The following is a 17,035-nucleotide window of genomic DNA, read 5'->3' on the forward strand; positions in this document are numbered from 1 at the left end:
CAGATGACCGCACACTCGAATCGCTTTCGGCCCACGCGCGCCGGAATCGTCAACCTGTGGGACTACCGGGATCAGGAGTTCTCCTTCGCCGACGGTCGATTGGTACTGCGCGGACCCAACGGATCCGGCAAGACCAAAGCGCTCGAAGTGCTGTTTCCCTTCGTCCTCGACGGCCGGATCGAACCGCGCCGGCTCAATCCGTTCGCCGGTGAAGAACGAACGATGAAGTCCAACCTGCTCTACCGAGGGCAGGAAAGCGCGCACTCGTACGTGTGGATGGAGTTCGGCCGCGGCTCGCGCGAGGACCCCGAATCGGTGACGGTCGGAATCGGTATGCGGGCGAGCCGTCACAACGACAAGGTGACCCGCTGGTACTTCGTGGCCGACGGCCGAGTGGGCGTCGACTTCTCGTTGTTGGGCTCCGACGACCGGCCGCTCACGAAGAAGCAGTTGGCCGAACAACTCGGCAGCGATGCACTGACCGATCGTCCGGTCGACTACCGCGCCGCGATCGATGCCCGGATGTTCGGGCTCGGCGCGCAACGGTACGACCAGTTGATCAATTTGATTCTGACACTTCGCCGTCCGCAGTTGGCCAAGAATCTCGATCCGAAAGGGTTGTCCCAGGCGCTGACCGACGGTCTGCGTCCCCTCGACGAGCAACTGGTGCTCGAGGCAGCACGTTCCTTCAGCGACATGGAGGAAGTCGGACGCGCGCTGGAGGGACTGGCCCAAGCCGATCAGGCGGCCAGGAACTTCGTGTCGGTCTACTCCAAATACCTTTGCGTACAAACCCGTTCGGACGTCGAACAAGTCTCGCGTCGGCTCGAAGCCGTGACGCACGCGACCACCGCACACTTCGCCGCCGCCGCCCTGAAGGACCGGCGTCTGCTGGAACGGGCGGCCGCAGAGACTCGATTCGACGAGGCCGAGCGTGCGCTCGATCAGGCCGTCGCGGACCGGGAGACCCTGCAGCGCTCGAGCGCGTACGAGGGCAAGCAGCAACTGGACGATCTCGCCGAATCCGCTGCGAAGCTGGAGGTCTCGACGGCGCAGCAGGCCGATCGCGCACGCAAAGCGCAAGCAGAACTGGAGCAGCGCACGGCCGAGGCGGCCCGGGCGGATTCGGCACTCCGGGACTCCGTTGCCGGAGTGACTCGCGCAGAGGACGAGCTGCAGACTGCGGCCGAGGACGCGGGCATCGTGTGGACACCGCTGCCCGGCACGGCGCGCAGTGATCAGATCAGTACCGCGCTTCGTGGGCACGCCGAGGAACGGGACGGCGACGTACGTGCAGTGCGTGAGGCGCTGGCCACCGTCGAGAAGGCGTCGACGGAACGCGCTCGCGCGGAGAAGGCCGCAACGAAGGCGCGCGAGTTGCTCGAAGCAGCCGCGGCTGCCGTCACCGAGGCCGAGGCGACGGTGGACCTGGAGAAGGCGCAGTTCGCTTCGGGCCTGCGGGCCTGGTGGTCGAGCAACTCGTCGCTCTACTCCTCCGCGGGCATCACCTCCGCTGTGTTCGAGGCCCTCGACGCAGCCCTGGCAGGCATCGGCGACGACGACGCCCCGAGCCTGGAATCCGTGCTCGCCGAGCAGACCTCGGACGGTATCGACGCGATTCGCGCCCGGCAGGCACAGGCACGCGTCGACGTGGCCGCGCGCGAGGCCGAGGTGAAGGCGCTGCGGGGCGAACTGTCCCTGGTACGAGCCGAACACGACGATGCCCCACCACCGTTCGCAGCGCGCACCGACAGCCGAGCAGATCTCCCGGGCGCACCGCTGTGGCAACTGGTTCGGTTTGCCGATGCGGTCTCCTCTGCCGACGCGGCGGGGATCGAATCCGCACTGCAGGCCGCGAACCTGCTCGACGGGTGGATCCACCCGACCGCAGACTCCCCCGTCGACGCGACGTCGGAGCAATATCTGTCGCCGCTACCGGTGGCCGCGAGGCCGACCGGGTCGACGCTCGCGTCCGTGCTGGAACCCGAGCCCGGTACTGCCGTCCAGGAATCGCGAATTCTCGATGTACTGAATTCGATTGCATTGCAGCAGGATCGAAACGACCCCTCGGACAGTTCTGTCTCGATAGGCGTCGACGGTCGGTACTGGCAGGGAGTGCAGCAGGGTCGCCACGCAAAACCGGATGCCGAGTACATCGGTGCCACGGCGCGGGCGCGTCGGCGAGAGCAGCGCATCGCCGAGCTCGGTGCTGCGATCGATTCCGCGACAGCCGAACTCGCGACCGCGACCGCCGCCGAGCTGGCGGCACGCGAGCTGGTGCAGGCGTTGAACGCGGCCGCCAAGCAGCTCCCCCGAGTCTCGGCCATCGTGAAGGCGCAACGTGCCGTCACGGCAGCCGCAGGCGCGCTGCGCACCTCGAAAGATGCGTCTGCAGCGGCAGACAGAGAATTCGACCAGGCGATCGCCGACCTGTCCGCGAAAGAGAAACAACTGCGCTCCGTCGCCGTGGCCCATCGCACCCCATACCTGGGCCGCGATGTCGATGCCCTCGCCGCAGCGATTCGCCATTTCGAGCATCAGGGCGCAGCGGTCATCCGTAAACGCAGCGACCACGCACGCGAGACCGAGCGGGCGCGCGAGGCCACCAACCGCCTCGAGGAGGCCACCGGACTGGCCGAGGAACTCGCCGAGGAAGCCGCGATAGCCGACGAGAGCTATCGGCAACAGCTGCAGCGTCTGGAATTGCTGAGCGAGAAACTCGGTGCCACGGCCGAACAGATCAACACCGATCTCGACAACGCGCGCGATCGCATCGAGAAGTGCCGAGCCGAGCAGCGAGCAGCCCGAAAGGCGGACAAGGAAGCCGGCGAGGCGATCGGCAAGGCCGAGGGTGCATGCAACACGGCGCTCGAGAGCCTGCGCGCTGCCGTGACCGAGACCCTGGGTGATGCCGTCCGACTGGCACCGTACGCCCGCAAGGATCTGCTGCACATCCTCGGCGTGCACGAGACGTACACGTGGCCGGCCAGCGACTCGGCGTGGCTGACGGTCGAACAGATCCTGTATCGGGTTCAGCAGGCCGCCGGCCCCGACGACGACGTCCCGGTACTTCCACCGGTGGTGCTCGCGCTGCATTCGGCTCTCGACACGGCGACGGCGTCGGTGAAAGTGAGCGACTCGAGCCGGAAGTCGACACGAACGGCGCTGACGAGCGCACTGCAGGAGTTCGACTCGCAACTGGCCGCTTCCGGTCAGGACTACCGCCTGCAGTGGGACGCACCGGACGGGTTGACGGTGGTACGCGTGCAGGACGAGCAGGGCTATTCCTCGGTCGGAGACTTCGCCGACCGCATCGGTGCCGCCAGGGCCGACCAGGAACTGCTCTTGACCGAGCAGGAACGCCGAATTCTCGAAGACGCGCTGCTGACCGGGTTGGCACAGCAGATTCACGAGCGCACCGTCGACGCACGCGAGCTGATCGCCCAGATGTCCGCCGAGATGAAGCAACGCCGTATGTCCTCGGGCAACACGATCGGCGTGCACTGGGTGCTCGCGGACAACCTCGACGACGGGGCGCGGGCAGTGTCCAAGCTGCTCGACCGCGATGCCTCGGCGCTGAGCCAGGACGATCTGGCCGCGATGCGCGCACACTTCGCATCGGAGATCAGGATCGCTCGTGCGGCACATCCGGAACGGTCGTATCCCGAGATCCTGTCCGCGACACTGGACTATCGCCGCTGGCGGGTGTTCGCGTTCACGCTCATCAGCGGCGACGGCAACGAGGATCGTCTGACCGTCGCTCGTCACAGTGCACTCTCGGGCGGTGAGCAATCGGTGTCGCTGCATTTGCCGCTGTTCGCCGCGGCGCACGTGATGCTCTCGTCCGCCGATCCGCATTCACCGCGGCTGCTGGCGCTGGACGAGGCGTTCGCCGGTGTCGACGACAACGGTCGTAGCGAATTGCTCGGACTGAGTGTGCAATTCGACCTGGATCTGTTCATGACCGGTTACGACCTGTGGATCACCTACGCGGACGTCCCCGGTTGCGCACACTACGATTTGGCGCACTCGACCGCCGAGAACACCGTCAGCGCAGCACTTCTGGTGTGGGAGAACGGTGAATTGTTCGCCGAACACGACGGCACCGACCTCGCAGCCGCCCTCGGATCACCGTTGACCCGCCGGGTGCCGACCCGAACCGAAGGTGGGCTGGAGTTTGGCCGGTAACAGTGAGTGGCGAGGCAGCGTCGAATTGGCGGCGCTGTTGGACGCTGCGCGAAAGAAGTTGGAGTCCAACTGGCTTCGTGTCGGCGGCAACATCACCGTCGACCTGAGTGATGCGCCGGAACTGTGGCGTCTGTGCAGTGCCATCTCGAAGTCCAACTCCAGCCTGCACTCTCGGGCACGGAGCACCCGGCTCGATCTCGAGCGGTTCGACGCGTGGTTGAGCCATCCGCTCAACGGCGGTATCGGTCTGATCGACACCCTTGCCGGTCAGGCACCACTGCAGGACAAGAAGCGCATTGCGGCCGACAAGGCTCAGGTGCGCGCCGATGCGCTCGATCGGGCGCGTGAGGCGCTCGGCGGTGGTACCGATCGCGAGTGGATCGAGCACTGGATCGCGTCGTTGCTCAATCAGGACGGCACCCTCGGTGGCCGCGTCGCCGTCGACGCGCTCGGGGTCGCAACGCAAGTCCTGGCGCTGCTCCCGGTGGACGGGATGTCGCTCACCGAGCTGGCGGAACTGGCCACCGGTGATACCAAGGCCCTCACGGGCGGCGGTGCCGCGAAACTCGTCCTCGATGCATTGTCGTTGCGCGAGAACGTGCCTCGACCCGTCGATCCAGTGGGGATCAGAGCGCTGTGGGAAACGGCCGGGGTGTCGGTCGACGCCGTGTCGAGCCGGGTACTGGTTCTCGGCTACCGCGTCGTAGAGACCCACACGGTGGCTCGCTGGCTCAACGAAGCAGCCGACGAGGGCGTGCCCTTTCCCGTCACCGTGGACATGCTCGCGCGCGGCCCTCTCACCAACAGCTCGTCGACCGTGTTCGTGTGCGAGAACGTCGCTGTGCTCGCGGCCGCAGCCCGCTCTCTCGGCTCGAACTGTGCCAGCTTGATCTGCACCGACGGTCAGCCCTCGGCCGCAGTGCATCGGCTGCTGGCTGCGCGCGCCCCCGGCACCACGATCGAATGGCGTGCCGACTTCGACTGGGCCGGAATGCACATGGTGACCCGCGCACTCACCCGGTACGACGCGGTGCCGTGGCGAATGGACGTCGACTCGTACCGCCGCGCACTGGACGCGCGCAACTCGGAACCACTGAAGGGGCATCCCACGGACACTCCGTGGGACCCGGAACTGGCTGCTGCACTGCGGGATTCGGGACGAGCGGTCATGGAAGAACGCCTGATCCCGGATCTGCTGGCGGATCTACGCCTGGGGCCCGCGGACTAACGCAGCGGAACTCCGAGCAGCGCATCGACCGCATCGGCGAAAGTGCCGGGTGCGGTCGCATCCGATCCACCGCGCTCGACTGCGAAACTCGCCCACGCGTCGAGGGCGTCGAGAGCCTTGGGCGTGTCGAGGTCATCGGCCAGATGCTGACGCAGGCGGTTGACGACGTCGTCGGCCGACGCTGCGGACTCGAGCGCCGCTGCTCGACGCCACAGCGCGAGGCGGGTGTGGGCTCGCTCGAGGACCTCGTCGGACCACGGCCGATCCTGCCGGTAGTGGCCCGCGAGCAGGCCCAGCCGCACCGCGGCCGGATCGACGTTCTCTGCGCGGAGCTTCGAGACGAACACCAGGTTGCCGCGGCTCTTCGACATCTTCTCGCCGTCGAGACCGATCATTCCCGTGTGCACGTAGTGCCGGGCGAACCGAGGGTCACCGGTTGCCGCCTCGGCGTGTGCCGCCGAGAACTCGTGGTGCGGGAAGATGAGATCGCTTCCGCCGCCCTGGATGTCGAAACCGGTTCCGATGCGGTTCAATGCAATGGCAGCGCATTCGATGTGCCAGCCCGGTCGGCCGGGGCCCCACGGCGACGGCCACGACGGTTCGCCCGGACGTACCGAGCGCCACAGCAGCGCATCGAGTGAATCGCGCTTGCCCGCACGATCGGGATCTCCGCCGCGTTCGGCGAAGAACGTGTCCATGGTGGGACGGTCGTAGCCGGATTCGTAGCCGAACTGCTCGGTGGCGTCGGCACGGAAGTACACGTCGGGGTACTCGGCGTCGTCGACGACGTAGGCAGCGCCGGACGCCACCAGCTTCTCCACCAGTTCGACAACTTCCTCCACCGACTCGACGGCACCGATGTAGTCGTGCGGAGGCACGACCCGCAGAGCCTCCATGTCGGCGCGGAACAGCTCGATCTCGCGCGCACCGAGATCGCGCCAATCCTCACCGTCACGATTCGCGCGCTCGAACAGCGGATCGTCGACATCGGTGACGTTCTGCACGTAGTGCACGTCGATACCCGCATCACGCCACAAGCGGTTGATCAGATCGAACGTCAGATACGTTGCCGCATGTCCCAGGTGGGTGGCGTCGTACGGGGTGATTCCGCAGACGTACATGCGAGCGGTCGAACCGGGGGTGACCGGACGGACCTGGCGATCTGCGGTATCGAACAACCGAAGCGCTGGACCCTGTCCTGGGATTGTCGGGATCTCCGGGCTGGACCAAGAATGCATGCAGCCGAGCCTATCCGAGCCCGTTCAGAAGGCGGGCCACGGTATCGGTCTGCTCGATCGAGGTTCCGGCATGACCGGGCGCGCGATCAGCTGCTGGGCCCGATCCAACACCGCAACGGTTTCGGCCAGCGTTATCTTGTCGACCAGCCGTGGAGCGATGACGGTGTCGAAGGTCTCGACGAACCGCACGACGTCGGCCATCAGAGCATCGTCGACCGCCTGGCCTGCCCACCCCCAGAGAACCGTGCGCAGCTTGTTCTCGGCGTGCAGGCAGATGCCGTGATCCACCCCGTAGACATAACCGTCGAGACCTTCGAGGGCATGCCCACCCTTGCGATCTGCATTGTTGAGAATGACGTCGAGAACCGCCATCCGCTGCAGGCGTGGATCGTCGGCATGGATCAGAGCGATCTCTTCCCCATCGCCGTCGTAGGCCTGCAACACCGGAATCCAGCCCGCCGGAACGAGATCGGGACGGCAGATGTCGACCAGGTCCACGCGGCCCTCGACCCGCTCCTCGGGAGTATCTATCCACTTCTGCACCATGCCGGGACCGAACGGACCGTCGCGCAGCACCGTGGGCGGAATCACGCCCCACCCGAGCGCCTCGGAGATCTCGTACGACGCCACCTCCCGCCCGGCGAGGGTGCCGTCGGGAAAGTCCCAGAGCGGCACCTCTCCGCGCACGGGTTTGTACACGCACCGCACTGCCGAGTCGCCGTCGCCCGCCTCGCACACGAGGGTGGCGTTGGACGCCGAAACCACCCGGCCGACCACAGTCAGCTCGCCGGTCTCCATGGTCTCGCGGCCCTCGAAGGGAGGTAGTTCGACGGTCAAGACTCGTCGACCTCTGTCACCGGACCGAAGGTGGCACCGCGGCGGTAGCCGTTCGTCCTGATGCAGACGTGTCCCTCGGGGGCGAGCGGCAGGCCGCACAGCGGGCACGGCGCTCGGCCGGCCGCCACGACCAGCTCGGACCGCGCTGCGAACTCGCGAGCCTGAACGGGTGTCAGAAACACTCGAACCGCGTCGGGGCCCTCGTCGGTGTCGTCGAGCACGACGGATTCGTCGACCTCGACCTCACTGACGGCCAACAACTCCACCACGACGGCATTGGCATCGGCGTCCCAACCCAACCCCATCGTGCCGACTCTGAATTCGGTGTCGATCGGTGTCACCAACGGGCTGGTGTCGAGTGTCTCGGCCTCCTCGGTCGGCACATCGGTACCGAAGCGACGCTGCACCTCCTCGAGCAGCAGTCCCATTCGATCGGCCAGCACCTGTACCTGCTGCTTCTCCAACGCGACCGAGACCACTCGGGCATCGTGCACCGCCTGGAGAAAGAACGTTCGGTCACCCGGCTCACCTACGGTCCCGGCGACGAAACGATCAGGGGTGCGAAAAACGTGTATGGCGCGCGGCATTGCACCTCCTAACGACTCGAAAAGCTCCGCGAAACGAATCGCGAACTTCCATTATCGGCCACAGATCGACCGTGGACGGTATTGCTCGCCCTCCAGCCTGCCACCGATCGGGAGATCGGCGGCGAACCGGCATCTCTAGGTGCCCGCGCCGCCGCCCACCACTGCATCGGACGAGTCTGCAACGTCGGGTTTCGCGCCTGCTTCGTCGGACGTCGGCTCTTCCGCCTTCGGCACGAACACGCTCAAGTCGGATCCGGTGTCGTTGGTCCGCAACACGAACGGCCGAGTCGAGGTGTAGCGCACGACGCTGATCGACGCCGGATCGGCAACGATCCGCTGGAAAGAATCGAGATGGGCACCCATCGCATCGGACAGCACCGACTTGATCACATCCCCGTGAGAGCAGGCCACCCACAGCACATCCCGGCCGTGGTGGGCGGCCAGCCGCGCATCGTGCTCCCGTATCGCCTGGACCGCGCGTTGCTGCACCGTAGCCAAGCCTTCGCCTTCGGGGAACACCGCCGCGGACGGATGCTGCTGAACGACCTTCCACAGCGGCTCGGCCAGCAGCTCCTTGATGGTTCGACCGGTCCATTGTCCGTAGTCGACCTCGACGATCCTGTCCTCGACCATCGGAGTCAGCCCCAACCGAGTGGCCAGCGGTTCCACGGTCTGCTCGCACCGCAACAACGGAGAGCGCACGATCTCCACGACCGGGAGGACCCCCAGCCGTTCGGCAACCGCCTGTGCCTGCTCTCGGCCCCGGTCGTCGAGCTCCACCCCTTCGCTCCGACCTGCGAGCGTGCCCGCAGTGTTCGACGTCGAACGTCCATGGCGAAGCAAGATGACTGTCATTGCTCCGAGCCTAACGAGGAACGGTTCACGTAGCCGAGACAACCCCGCCGGCCAGCAGACCCAGCACAACCACACCGAGCACGATGCGGTAACCGACGAACCAGTACAGCGAATGGTTCGCGACGAACTTGAGCAGCCAGGCGATCGAGGCATAACCCAGGCCGAACGCGATGATCGTGGCCACCAGCAGCTGTGGTCCCGACGCGGCGAGGCCGGAGCCGACCGGCTCGAAGGCGTCGGGCAGCGAGAACAAGCCGGACGCCGTGACGGCCGGGATGGCAAGCAGGAACGAAAAGCGCACTGCAGCTTCGCGTTCGAGTCCGAGAAACAGGCCGGCGCTGGTGGTGGCTCCGGAGCGGGACACTCCGGGAATCAGCGCCAGGCATTGAGCGAGGCCCATGACGATGCCGTCCCTGGTGGTGAGTTTCTCGATCGGCCGTTCCTTGCGACCCAGCCTCTCCGCGACGGCGATTACCACGGCGAAAGCGATCAGCATGAACGCGATGAGATACAGATTGCGCGCACCGGTGCGGATCTGATCCTTGAACAACAGACCCAGAATGCCGATCGGGATGGTGGCGATGATCACGTACCACCCCATGCGGTAATCGAGACCCCGTTCTTCTTTCCTGCGCAATCCGACGAACCAGGCCTTGATGATTCTGACGATGTCACGCCAGAAGAAGAGCAAAACAGCGGCTTCGGTACCCAGCTGCGTCACCGCGGTGAACGACGCGCCGGCGTCCTCGTTCCAGAACACCCCCGACACGATTCGCAGATGACCGGAAGAGGAAATGGGAAGGAATTCCGTCAGTCCCTGGACTGCGCCGAGGATGATCGCCTGCAGCCACGTCATGTCGATCATGCGGCGCCCCGTCCCAGCGTCGAAGCGGACGATTCGATTGTTGCCGGCGCGTGGACGAGTGCCCGCCCCCTGGATTCGCGATTCACGGGGACGACCGTACCCGGCGCGGCACTTGCGCACCGAGCACAGCGAAGCGGCGCGGCACTTTCACACCGAGCGGCGCGGCGCACTACTGTGCACTGGCGGCAGGCCAGTACGAACCCGACGATCACAGGCAAAAGGACATTCGGCACATATGAAGCAGAGATCGGTCGGCACCAGCGGACTTCGGGTGTCGAGGCTCGGCCTCGGCACTCTCGGGTGGGGCAGCGGGACCGATGGGGACGACGCTGCGGCGCAGTTGTCGGCGTTCGCCGAGGCGGGCGGCACCTTGGTCGATACGTCTCCGGCGTACGGCGACGGTCGAGCTCAGCGAGTACTCGCGGAGTTGCTCGACGATGTGGTTCCTCGGCAGGACTTGGTGATCAGCAGTGCCGCGGGGGTCGGTTCGCGGTACGGCCGGTATCACGTCGATTGCTCGAGGCGCGGACTGCTCGGTCAGTTGGACGCAACGCTGCGTGAGCTCGGTACCGACTATCTCGACCTGTGGCAGGTAGCCACGTGGGATCCGATGACCCCGGTCGACGAGGTGGCGGCGACACTCGACTACGCCGTCTCGAGTGGACGGGTTCGCTACACCGGTGCCCGCGGGTATCTGGGCTGGCAGTTGGCTACGGCTGCGGGTTCGGCCGGTGTCGGACGGATCGTGTCGACGCAGGCGGAGTACTCACTGTTGGCCCGCGGGATCGAGGACGAACTGGTTCCCGCCGCTGTTCACCACGGCATCGGAATCCTCGCGGCGGTTCCACTGGCCGGTGGGGTCCTGACGGGTAAGTACCGCAACGGGATTCCGGCCGATTCTCGCGGGGCCGACGAGCTACACGCCGACGCGGTGAATGCATATCTGACCGATTCGGCGGTAGGCGTCGTCGATGCGGCGGTCACGGCCGCCGATGGCCTTGCCACCTCTCCCCTGGTCGTCGCACTTGCGTGGGCTCGTGATCGTCCCGGGGTGAGCAGTGCGATCGTCGGTGCCCGCGATCTGGCCCAGTTGATGGGTGCTCTGATGGCCGAGGAGCTCGAACTGCCGGCTGCCATCACGTCGGCCCTGGACGACGTCAGCGGTTGATCGCAGGTGCTGCTCGGCCTGGGGTGAGGTCAACCGAAGGTCGGGCAGGCTAACCTATGGTCGTGATCGTCAAACGCCTCGCCGCCGCGCTGCTGACGGCCGGACTGCTGGTGTCGTGTTCGGTGAACAACTCCGCGGCCCCGGACTCCGGCACGATCGGCCCCCGCACCGCCGTCGTCGACGACCCTGATCCGACGCCCATCGCTGTCGATCCGGTTGCCGAACTCCCGGTCACCGTCACCGGTTTCGACGGCGTGCCCGTCACCATTTCGGACAACAGCAGGATCGTGGCGGCCGACCAGTACGGCACCCTCGCCGAAACGGTGTTCGCGCTCGGACTCGGTGACAATCTCGTCGGGCGCGACACCTCGGCGTCGTTTCCCGCGGCAGCAGACGTACCCGACGTCACCCCTACCGGCCACTCGCTCAGTGCCGAAGGCATTCTCGCGCTGTCGCCGACGGTCGTCCTGACCGACACCAGTATCGGCCCGCGCGCTGTCCAGGATCAGATTCGGGCCGCGGGAATTCCGGTCGTCTACTTCGACCCCGCTCGAACTCTGGCCGGGGTAGCAGGACAGATCGACGCTGTCGCGGGGGCTCTCGGGGTTCCCGACGCCGGTTCCGCACTGGCGCAACGGGCAACCGAAGAGATTGCCGCCGCGACACAGAACGCGCCCCGATCCGACGAGCCGCTGAAGGTTGCGTTCTTGTACATGCGTGGACCGGCGATCAAGATGCTCGCCGGTCCGGGTTCCGGAGCGGACGCTCTCATCGAGGCGATCGGTGCTCGGGATGCAGGGGTCGAATCGGGTCTGACCGAACAGTTCGTCCCGGTGACCAGTGAGGCACTCATCGCTGCGGCACCCGACGTGATTCTCATGATGACCAAGGGGCTGCAATCGATCGGCGGGATCGACGGGCTCGAGCAGATACCCGGTATCGCGCAGACGCCCGCCGGCCAGCAGCGTCGGGTGGTCGACATGGACGACGGCACCGTTCTCAGTTTCGGTCCGAACACCGGAAAGGTGCTGGCTGCATTGTCGAAGGCCGTCTACGAACCTGCCTCATGAGCGACGTGTCGTCTGCACGGTCGCGATCGGGTACGACGCGAGTGGTCTCGACGTTCGTCGCGCTGGCGGTCGCGCTGATGGTCCTGGCCTTGGTGTCGGCGGTCGTCGGGCAGGTACCGACGACTCCGGCGGAAGTGTTGGGGAGTCTGACGCATCGGGTGGGCCTCGACATCGGCCCGATGCCCGCTCATCCCAGCGGCGAGGTGACCCTCTGGCAGGTCCGGTTTCCGCGGCTGACCCTCGCGATGCTCGTCGGCGCCTGTCTGGGATGCGCGGGTGCACTGCTCCAGGGTGTGTTCGCCAACCCTCTCGCCGAACCCGGTGTCGTCGGCGTGTCGTCGGGCGCGGCTGTCGGTGCGAGCTCGGTCTTCGTCCTGGGCGGCAGCTTTGCCGGGGTCTGGACCGTTGCGCTCGCAGCCTTCGTGGGCGGACTCGTCACCACGATTGCGGTCTACTTCCTGGCTCGCAATGCCGGCCGAACCGAGGTGGTGACCCTCATCCTCACCGGAGTCGCCGTCAATGCGTTCGCCGGCGGCGTGATCGCGTTCTTCACGTTCGTCGCCAGCCCGGCCGCTCGCGACCAGATCGTCTTCTGGCAGTTGGGATCCCTTGCCGGTGCCACGTGGCAGTCGGTCGCGGTGGTCGGTCCGCTGGCCTTGGTCGGGATCGGAGCGTCGTCGATGATCGCCCGCCGACTGGACCTGCTCGCACTCGGTGAGAACGTGGCGCGCCATCTCGGCGTGAACGTCGAGCGCCTGCGACAGTTCGCCATCGTGGTCGTCGCAGTGCTCGTCGCGTCCGGCGTGGCGTTCACCGGGATCATCCTGTTCGTGGGTCTGGTGGTGCCCCACGCCATGCGCATGGTGCTCGGTCCGGCGCACCGGGTACTCATCCCTGCCAGCGCACTCGCGGGAGGCGTGGTCCTCCTCGGGGCCGATCTCGTCACGCGGACGCTCGTGGCGAACGTCGACCTTCCGCTCGGGATGGTGACCTCGTTGGCGGGCGCACCGTTCTTCTTCTGGCTGCTGCGCCGCACCCGGGCTCGTCAGGGCGGCTGGGCATGATCGGGAAATTCGGTGGACACCGTTCCGACATTCCTGCCGACCCGACACCGGGTTCACGCACCCTGGTCGCCGTGGGGGTCGGCGCACACCGCGGTGACCGGGCCGTTCTGAACGACGTGTATCTCGAGGTCGTCGTCGGAGAGATTCTTGCTCTCGTGGGCCCGAACGGGGCGGGTAAGTCCACGTTGCTGTCGGTCCTGTCCGGAGACACCGAGCCCAGTTCCGGATCGGTACTGCTCGGCGAGAGAGCACTGTCCCGCTTCCGGCCGGTCGACCTCGCGCGACGACGCGCCGTGCTCCCGCAACAGCACGCGATCGGGTTCGCATTCACCGCCGAGCAGATCGTGCGGATGGGCCGAGCTCCGTGGACCGGAACGTCGGCGGTACGCGAGGACGACGCGCAGGTGGCCGCCGCCATGGCCGCCTGCGACGTGTCCGAATTCGCCGGACGTCCGTTCGGTTCCCTGTCCGGCGGCGAGCAGTCCCGAGTCGCGTTGGCCCGTGTCATGGCACAGCGCACCGCCACGATCATGCTCGACGAACCCACCGCGGCGCTCGATGTTGGACACCAGGAGTCGGTGATGTCCGTGGTGCGTTCACTGGCCACGTCCGGTCGTGCCGTGGTTGTCGTACTGCACGATCTGGGGCTTGCTGCGGCCTACGCCGATCGGGTCGCGATTCTCGACGCAGGCGAGCTGGTGGCTACGGGACCGCCCCGGGAGGTTCTCACCGCCGAGCGGCTCGGCCGGATCTACCGACACCCGGTCGATGTCTTCGACCACCCCGTCACCGGTGAGCAACTGGTGATCCCGAAGCGGGGTCAGGAGTGAAGCCTGCGGAACGACCAGGGTTCAGAAACCCTCGAGCGCAGAGTTGACGCGATTGAAGAAGGCCCGGACTGCCGTGTCTCGCAGTGACACATCCGACAGCTGCTGAGCGTGAGCGACTGCGTCACGAACCACCCCGATGATGCTGCGTTCGTCGGTCAGATCGATCTCGGTGACCGAGTGCTCGGCGACGGCGTCCACTTCGGTTCGATCCGGCACGGCCGACACGACATCGGCCCGATAGATCTTCACGTAGAGCGTGCTGCGCTGCACTCTGAACGCGAACGCGCGTCCGTCGTCTGTTCTGCCGAAGCCGTTGGCGTGCGTACCCGCATTCACTTCCTCCACCACGAAGTGCGTTCCTTCGGATCCCACATCCGCTCCCATGTCGTGCTCGTTCACGAATTCGATGCCGATCGAACACGCTACCGTCTCCGCGCCCCCGACGAACGGCACCGAGTCCCGGGCTGTCGATTTCGCCGAGGTCGACGCGCGCTGGTACAGATGTGGCAGCGCCTTACCAGGGGCAGTCACCACAGGAAGTAGGTTCGGTTCCATGCGAACACCGTCGGCACGTACGGCCAGGACGGCAGTGGCGTCCGCGCTCGCCGTCGTCACACTCGTCGGTTTGGGTGGCTGCTCGAGCGAGGACGAGAACGCCGACGAGATCTCCGTCGAGCCGCAGCCGCCTGCCTTGTCCCCCGCGACTGCAGTGGCTCCGGCCGGAGTCGTCCGCGCCTTCGCTCCAGTGGACGCACTGACTTTCGATTCTGCAACGCGCACTCTGGTTGCCCTGACCGACGCGTCGACCACCGTGAGCCTGGTGGACGGGGAGGCGTCGAGCGAGCCCCGCGTGGTGGATCTGGGCGGATCCGCTGCAGAGCTGGTCGCCGGACGCGACTCGAGTGTCTTGGTTCCGATGGACGGAGTTCTCTCGAGGATCACCGTGGCAGACGCTCAGCGCACCGATACTCCGGTCGAAGGCCGGACTCTGTCGGCTGCCGATCTACCCGACGGCACCACGGCGGTGGGTGACGCCACCGGGCGTATCCGCATTCTCGACGCCGCCGGACAGGTGACGAGCACGGTCTCAGGACCGGGCGTGACCTCGGCCGACGCGTTGGCCAGCACACCGGACGGTGTCTCGGTACTCGATCGCCGCCAGACCTCGATCACCGATCTGAACCTCGACGACGACACCCTCGGTGTGGCCCTGCGCGCCGGCGAAGGCGCCGCCGAGATGACCAGCGACGAGTACGGACGACTTCTGGTCACCGACTCGACCGGCACCGAGCTGCTGGTCTTCACCTCGCACGATCTGCTGATGCGGCAACGGTTTCCGGTCGGGTCCGCGCCCTGGGCGATCGCCTACGATGAACAATCCGGTATTGCATGGGTCACCTTGCCTGCTCGCAACGAGGTGGTCGGGTACACACTCGACACCGGAATTCCGGTCGAGGCGCAACGGTTGCCCACTGTGCGACAGCCGAACTCGGTTGCCGTCGACGCGGATACCGGCGATCTGTACGTGGGATCGGCGACCGGGGACGGGCTGCAGCGCATCCCCGCCGCGGGCCGTTGACCTGCTGAATCGGCAGGAGACGGTACCCGCAGGAACGACCCTCGAGAATGGTGGAGGCACGTGAACGCACACGAGAATTCGATGCCGGGCCGAGCGAAGATGCCCGTCGGGTGGGAGGTGTCCCCGTCCGACGACTGGGAGTACGTCCCTCTCCGGTTGCCACCGGACGTCACTCGCGTGACCGCATCGATGCGGCTCGCGATTCAGGCCGAATTCGGCGGCTGGGAGCTGTCTCGGGTACGTCTGTACACCGACGGAAGTCGCCGCGTGTTGCTCAAGCGCAAGAAAACCGCCCATCATGTGCCGGAGCCCGGAATCTGAACGGCTCGACGACAGCATCGATCGACCCCGAACAACGACCCTGAAGTACCGACCCTGAAGTACCGACCGGAAAGAAGACCGTGGGAGACCGTCTGTACCGCGTCCTGTTGCGCCTGATGTTCCTCGTATCACCGGAGAGGATTCATCACCTCGCGTTCGGTGTTCTCAGGGCTGTTGCGGCGCTTCCTCCGCTTCGCAAGCTGGCAAGTGCACTGTTCGTCGTCGACGATCCGCGGTTGCGTTCGACGGCATTCGGAATCGAATTTCCGGCACCCCTCGGGCTTGCGGCCGGGTTCGACAAGAATGCCGATGGCATCGATGCGTGGGCCCCGCTGGGGTTCGGGTTCGCCGAGATCGGCACCGTGACTGCGCAGGGGCAACCCGGCAACCCGACGCCTCGTCTGTTCCGGCTGCCTCTCGACCGCGCGATCATCAATCGGATGGGCTTCAACAACCACGGTGCGGAGTACGCGGCCGCGAAACTGCGGTCGCGCAGAACGCGGATTCCCATCGGTGCGAACATCGGCAAGACGAAGATCGTCGAGCCGGCGGATGCCGCCGCCGATTACACCACCAGCGCCCGCTTGCTAGGCCCTCTGGCAGATTTTGTCGTCGTCAATGTCAGCTCCCCCAACACGCCGGGTCTACGGGATCTGCAGGCCGTCGAGTCGTTGCGGCCGATTCTGGTTGCCGTGCAGTCGGTGGTGTCGGTACCGGTTCTAGTCAAGATTGCGCCGGACCTGTCCGACGAGGACATCGACGCCGTCGCTGATCTGGCTGTCGAACTGGGCCTCGACGGCATCGTGGCGACCAACACGACTGTCTCTCGCGAGGGACTCCGTACCGACGCCGAGGCGGTCGCGGCCATCGGTGCAGGCGGGCTGTCCGGTGCTCCACTGCAGGCTCGCTCGCTGGACGTCATCCGGCGCCTCTACCGCCGGGTCGGGACTCAGCTGACGCTGATCTCGGTGGGAGGAATCGAAACGGAAGAGCAGGCCTGGGAGCGCATCGTTGCCGGTGCGTCCCTGGTGCAGGGATACACCGGGTTCATCTACGGCGGACCGCTGTGGATCAGGAACATCAACCGTGGTCTGCTGTCCCGACTCGAGCAGCACGGATTCGCTCGTCTGGCCGACGCAGTGGGTTCGGAGAACAAAATGTGACAGCGTGCGCGTTGTGCGGAGCTCGCGCTCCGCACAACGCGC

At 66.2% G+C, this 17,035-nt stretch carries 15 protein-coding genes; 9 read left to right on the forward strand and 6 right to left on the reverse strand.

Translation table 11 applies throughout. The features are described 5' to 3' along the window. Window positions 1-3: 3 nt before the first annotated feature. A complete protein-coding gene (locus AB0O58_RS07695) occupies window positions 4-4,188 on the forward strand; it encodes a TIGR02680 family protein (protein WP_032400756.1) in 4,185 nt (1,394 codons plus the stop codon). Further along, window positions 4,178-5,416 (forward strand): DUF2399 domain-containing protein, encoded by a 1,239-nt coding sequence (locus AB0O58_RS07700; RefSeq protein ID WP_230593496.1) that lies wholly within the window; start codon window positions 4,178-4,180, stop codon window positions 5,414-5,416. Before AB0O58_RS07695 ends, AB0O58_RS07700 begins: the two co-directional genes overlap by 11 nt. Here the strand turns inward: AB0O58_RS07700 and mshC are convergent. The 5 genes from mshC to AB0O58_RS07725 all read right to left on the reverse strand — a co-directional run bounded on the left by mshC (window position 5,413) and on the right by AB0O58_RS07725 (window position 9,798). Beyond that, the gene (mshC, locus tag AB0O58_RS07705; protein WP_032365793.1) at window positions 5,413-6,654 is read right to left on the reverse strand and encodes a cysteine--1-D-myo-inosityl 2-amino-2-deoxy-alpha-D-glucopyranoside ligase; all 1,242 of its coding nucleotides are present in this window, start codon (window positions 6,652-6,654) and stop codon (window positions 5,413-5,415) included. The two genes, AB0O58_RS07700 and mshC, sit on opposite strands and share 4 nt — an antisense overlap. A gap of 24 nt (window positions 6,655-6,678) precedes the next feature. Continuing rightward, window positions 6,679-7,452: an SCO1664 family protein gene (locus AB0O58_RS07710; protein ID WP_169879440.1), complete on the reverse strand. Its 774-nt coding sequence runs from the start codon at window positions 7,450-7,452 to the stop codon at window positions 6,679-6,681. A gap of 35 nt (window positions 7,453-7,487) precedes the next feature. Further along, complete coding sequence (locus tag AB0O58_RS07715; RefSeq protein WP_027497067.1) at window positions 7,488-8,078, reverse strand: DUF3090 domain-containing protein; 591 nt, start codon at window positions 8,076-8,078, stop codon at window positions 7,488-7,490. A gap of 135 nt (window positions 8,079-8,213) precedes the next feature. Continuing rightward, entirely contained in the window at window positions 8,214-8,933 is a 720-nt protein-coding gene (locus AB0O58_RS07720) for a histidine phosphatase family protein (protein WP_027497066.1), read from the reverse strand. A 25-nt stretch (window positions 8,934-8,958) separates the two neighbouring features. Then, complete coding sequence (locus tag AB0O58_RS07725) at window positions 8,959-9,798, reverse strand: undecaprenyl-diphosphate phosphatase (RefSeq protein WP_176457082.1); 840 nt, start codon at window positions 9,796-9,798, stop codon at window positions 8,959-8,961. Window positions 9,799-10,033: 235 nt separating this feature from the next. On the opposite strand from AB0O58_RS07725, the gene AB0O58_RS07730 reads away from it, so the two are divergent. Genes AB0O58_RS07730 through AB0O58_RS07745 form a run of 4 tightly spaced genes read left to right on the forward strand, consistent with a single transcriptional unit; the run spans window position 10,034 to window position 13,930 of the window. Beyond that, on the forward strand, window positions 10,034-10,966 hold the full coding sequence (locus AB0O58_RS07730; RefSeq protein ID WP_032372436.1) for an aldo/keto reductase: 933 nt from the start codon (window positions 10,034-10,036) through the stop codon (window positions 10,964-10,966). Window positions 10,967-11,022: 56 nt separating this feature from the next. Beyond that, window positions 11,023-12,036, forward strand: coding sequence for an ABC transporter substrate-binding protein (locus tag AB0O58_RS07735; protein ID WP_032372437.1), 1,014 nt, complete (start codon window positions 11,023-11,025; stop codon window positions 12,034-12,036). Continuing rightward, complete coding sequence (locus tag AB0O58_RS07740) at window positions 12,033-13,100, forward strand: iron ABC transporter permease (RefSeq protein WP_032372438.1); 1,068 nt, start codon at window positions 12,033-12,035, stop codon at window positions 13,098-13,100. The genes AB0O58_RS07735 and AB0O58_RS07740 overlap by 4 nt, the downstream gene beginning before the upstream one ends. Further along, complete coding sequence (locus AB0O58_RS07745) at window positions 13,097-13,930, forward strand: heme ABC transporter ATP-binding protein (RefSeq protein WP_032372439.1); 834 nt, start codon at window positions 13,097-13,099, stop codon at window positions 13,928-13,930. The genes AB0O58_RS07740 and AB0O58_RS07745 overlap by 4 nt, the downstream gene beginning before the upstream one ends. 21 nt (window positions 13,931-13,951) lie before the next feature. On the opposite strand, the gene AB0O58_RS07750 is transcribed toward AB0O58_RS07745, so the two are convergent. Next, window positions 13,952-14,485: a hypothetical protein gene (locus AB0O58_RS07750; RefSeq protein ID WP_228139215.1), complete on the reverse strand. Its 534-nt coding sequence runs from the start codon at window positions 14,483-14,485 to the stop codon at window positions 13,952-13,954. Between AB0O58_RS07750 and AB0O58_RS07755 the strand changes: the two genes are divergently transcribed. The 3 genes from AB0O58_RS07755 to AB0O58_RS07765 all read left to right on the forward strand — a co-directional run bounded on the left by AB0O58_RS07755 (window position 14,484) and on the right by AB0O58_RS07765 (window position 16,993). Continuing rightward, entirely contained in the window at window positions 14,484-15,509 is a 1,026-nt protein-coding gene (locus tag AB0O58_RS07755) for a YncE family protein (protein WP_032365788.1), read from the forward strand. The genes AB0O58_RS07750 and AB0O58_RS07755 overlap by 2 nt on opposite strands. Window positions 15,510-15,590: 81 nt before the next feature. Beyond that, window positions 15,591-15,830, forward strand: a complete 240-nt coding sequence (locus AB0O58_RS07760) for a DUF5703 family protein (RefSeq protein ID WP_027497059.1) — start codon at window positions 15,591-15,593, stop codon at window positions 15,828-15,830. A gap of 92 nt (window positions 15,831-15,922) precedes the next feature. Beyond that, window positions 15,923-16,993 (forward strand): quinone-dependent dihydroorotate dehydrogenase, encoded by a 1,071-nt coding sequence (locus tag AB0O58_RS07765; RefSeq protein ID WP_032372778.1) that lies wholly within the window; start codon window positions 15,923-15,925, stop codon window positions 16,991-16,993. The last annotated feature ends 42 nt before the right edge of the window (window positions 16,994-17,035 follow it).

It is taken from the genome of Rhodococcus sp. NPDC080181 (assembly GCF_040702225.1).
Taxonomy (GTDB): Bacteria; Actinomycetota; Actinomycetes; order Mycobacteriales; family Mycobacteriaceae; genus Rhodococcoides; species Rhodococcoides fascians.

Bases quoted from the DNA above. Each gene is read 5' to 3' on its own strand.
- AB0O58_RS07730 (WP_032372436.1), top strand. From the start codon at position 10,034: ATGAAGCAGAGATCGGTCGGCACCAGCGGACTTCGGGTGTCGAGGCTC.
- AB0O58_RS07695 (WP_032400756.1), top strand. From the start codon at position 4: ATGACCGCACACTCGAATCGCTTTCGGCCCACGCGCGCCGGAATCGTC.
- mshC (WP_032365793.1), bottom strand. From the start codon at position 6,654: ATGCATTCTTGGTCCAGCCCGGAGATCCCGACAATCCCAGGACAGGGT.
- AB0O58_RS07740 (WP_032372438.1), top strand. From the start codon at position 12,033: ATGAGCGACGTGTCGTCTGCACGGTCGCGATCGGGTACGACGCGAGTG.
- AB0O58_RS07750 (WP_228139215.1), bottom strand. From the start codon at position 14,485: ATGGAACCGAACCTACTTCCTGTGGTGACTGCCCCTGGTAAGGCGCTG.
- AB0O58_RS07755 (WP_032365788.1), top strand. From the start codon at position 14,484: ATGCGAACACCGTCGGCACGTACGGCCAGGACGGCAGTGGCGTCCGCG.
- AB0O58_RS07725 (WP_176457082.1), bottom strand. From the start codon at position 9,798: ATGATCGACATGACGTGGCTGCAGGCGATCATCCTCGGCGCAGTCCAG.
- AB0O58_RS07745 (WP_032372439.1), top strand. From the start codon at position 13,097: ATGATCGGGAAATTCGGTGGACACCGTTCCGACATTCCTGCCGACCCG.
- AB0O58_RS07760 (WP_027497059.1), top strand. From the start codon at position 15,591: ATGCCGGGCCGAGCGAAGATGCCCGTCGGGTGGGAGGTGTCCCCGTCC.
- AB0O58_RS07710 (WP_169879440.1), bottom strand. From the start codon at position 7,452: ATGGAGACCGGCGAGCTGACTGTGGTCGGCCGGGTGGTTTCGGCGTCC.
- AB0O58_RS07735 (WP_032372437.1), top strand. From the start codon at position 11,023: ATGGTCGTGATCGTCAAACGCCTCGCCGCCGCGCTGCTGACGGCCGGA.
- AB0O58_RS07720 (WP_027497066.1), bottom strand. From the start codon at position 8,933: ATGACAGTCATCTTGCTTCGCCATGGACGTTCGACGTCGAACACTGCG.
- AB0O58_RS07715 (WP_027497067.1), bottom strand. From the start codon at position 8,078: ATGCCGCGCGCCATACACGTTTTTCGCACCCCTGATCGTTTCGTCGCC.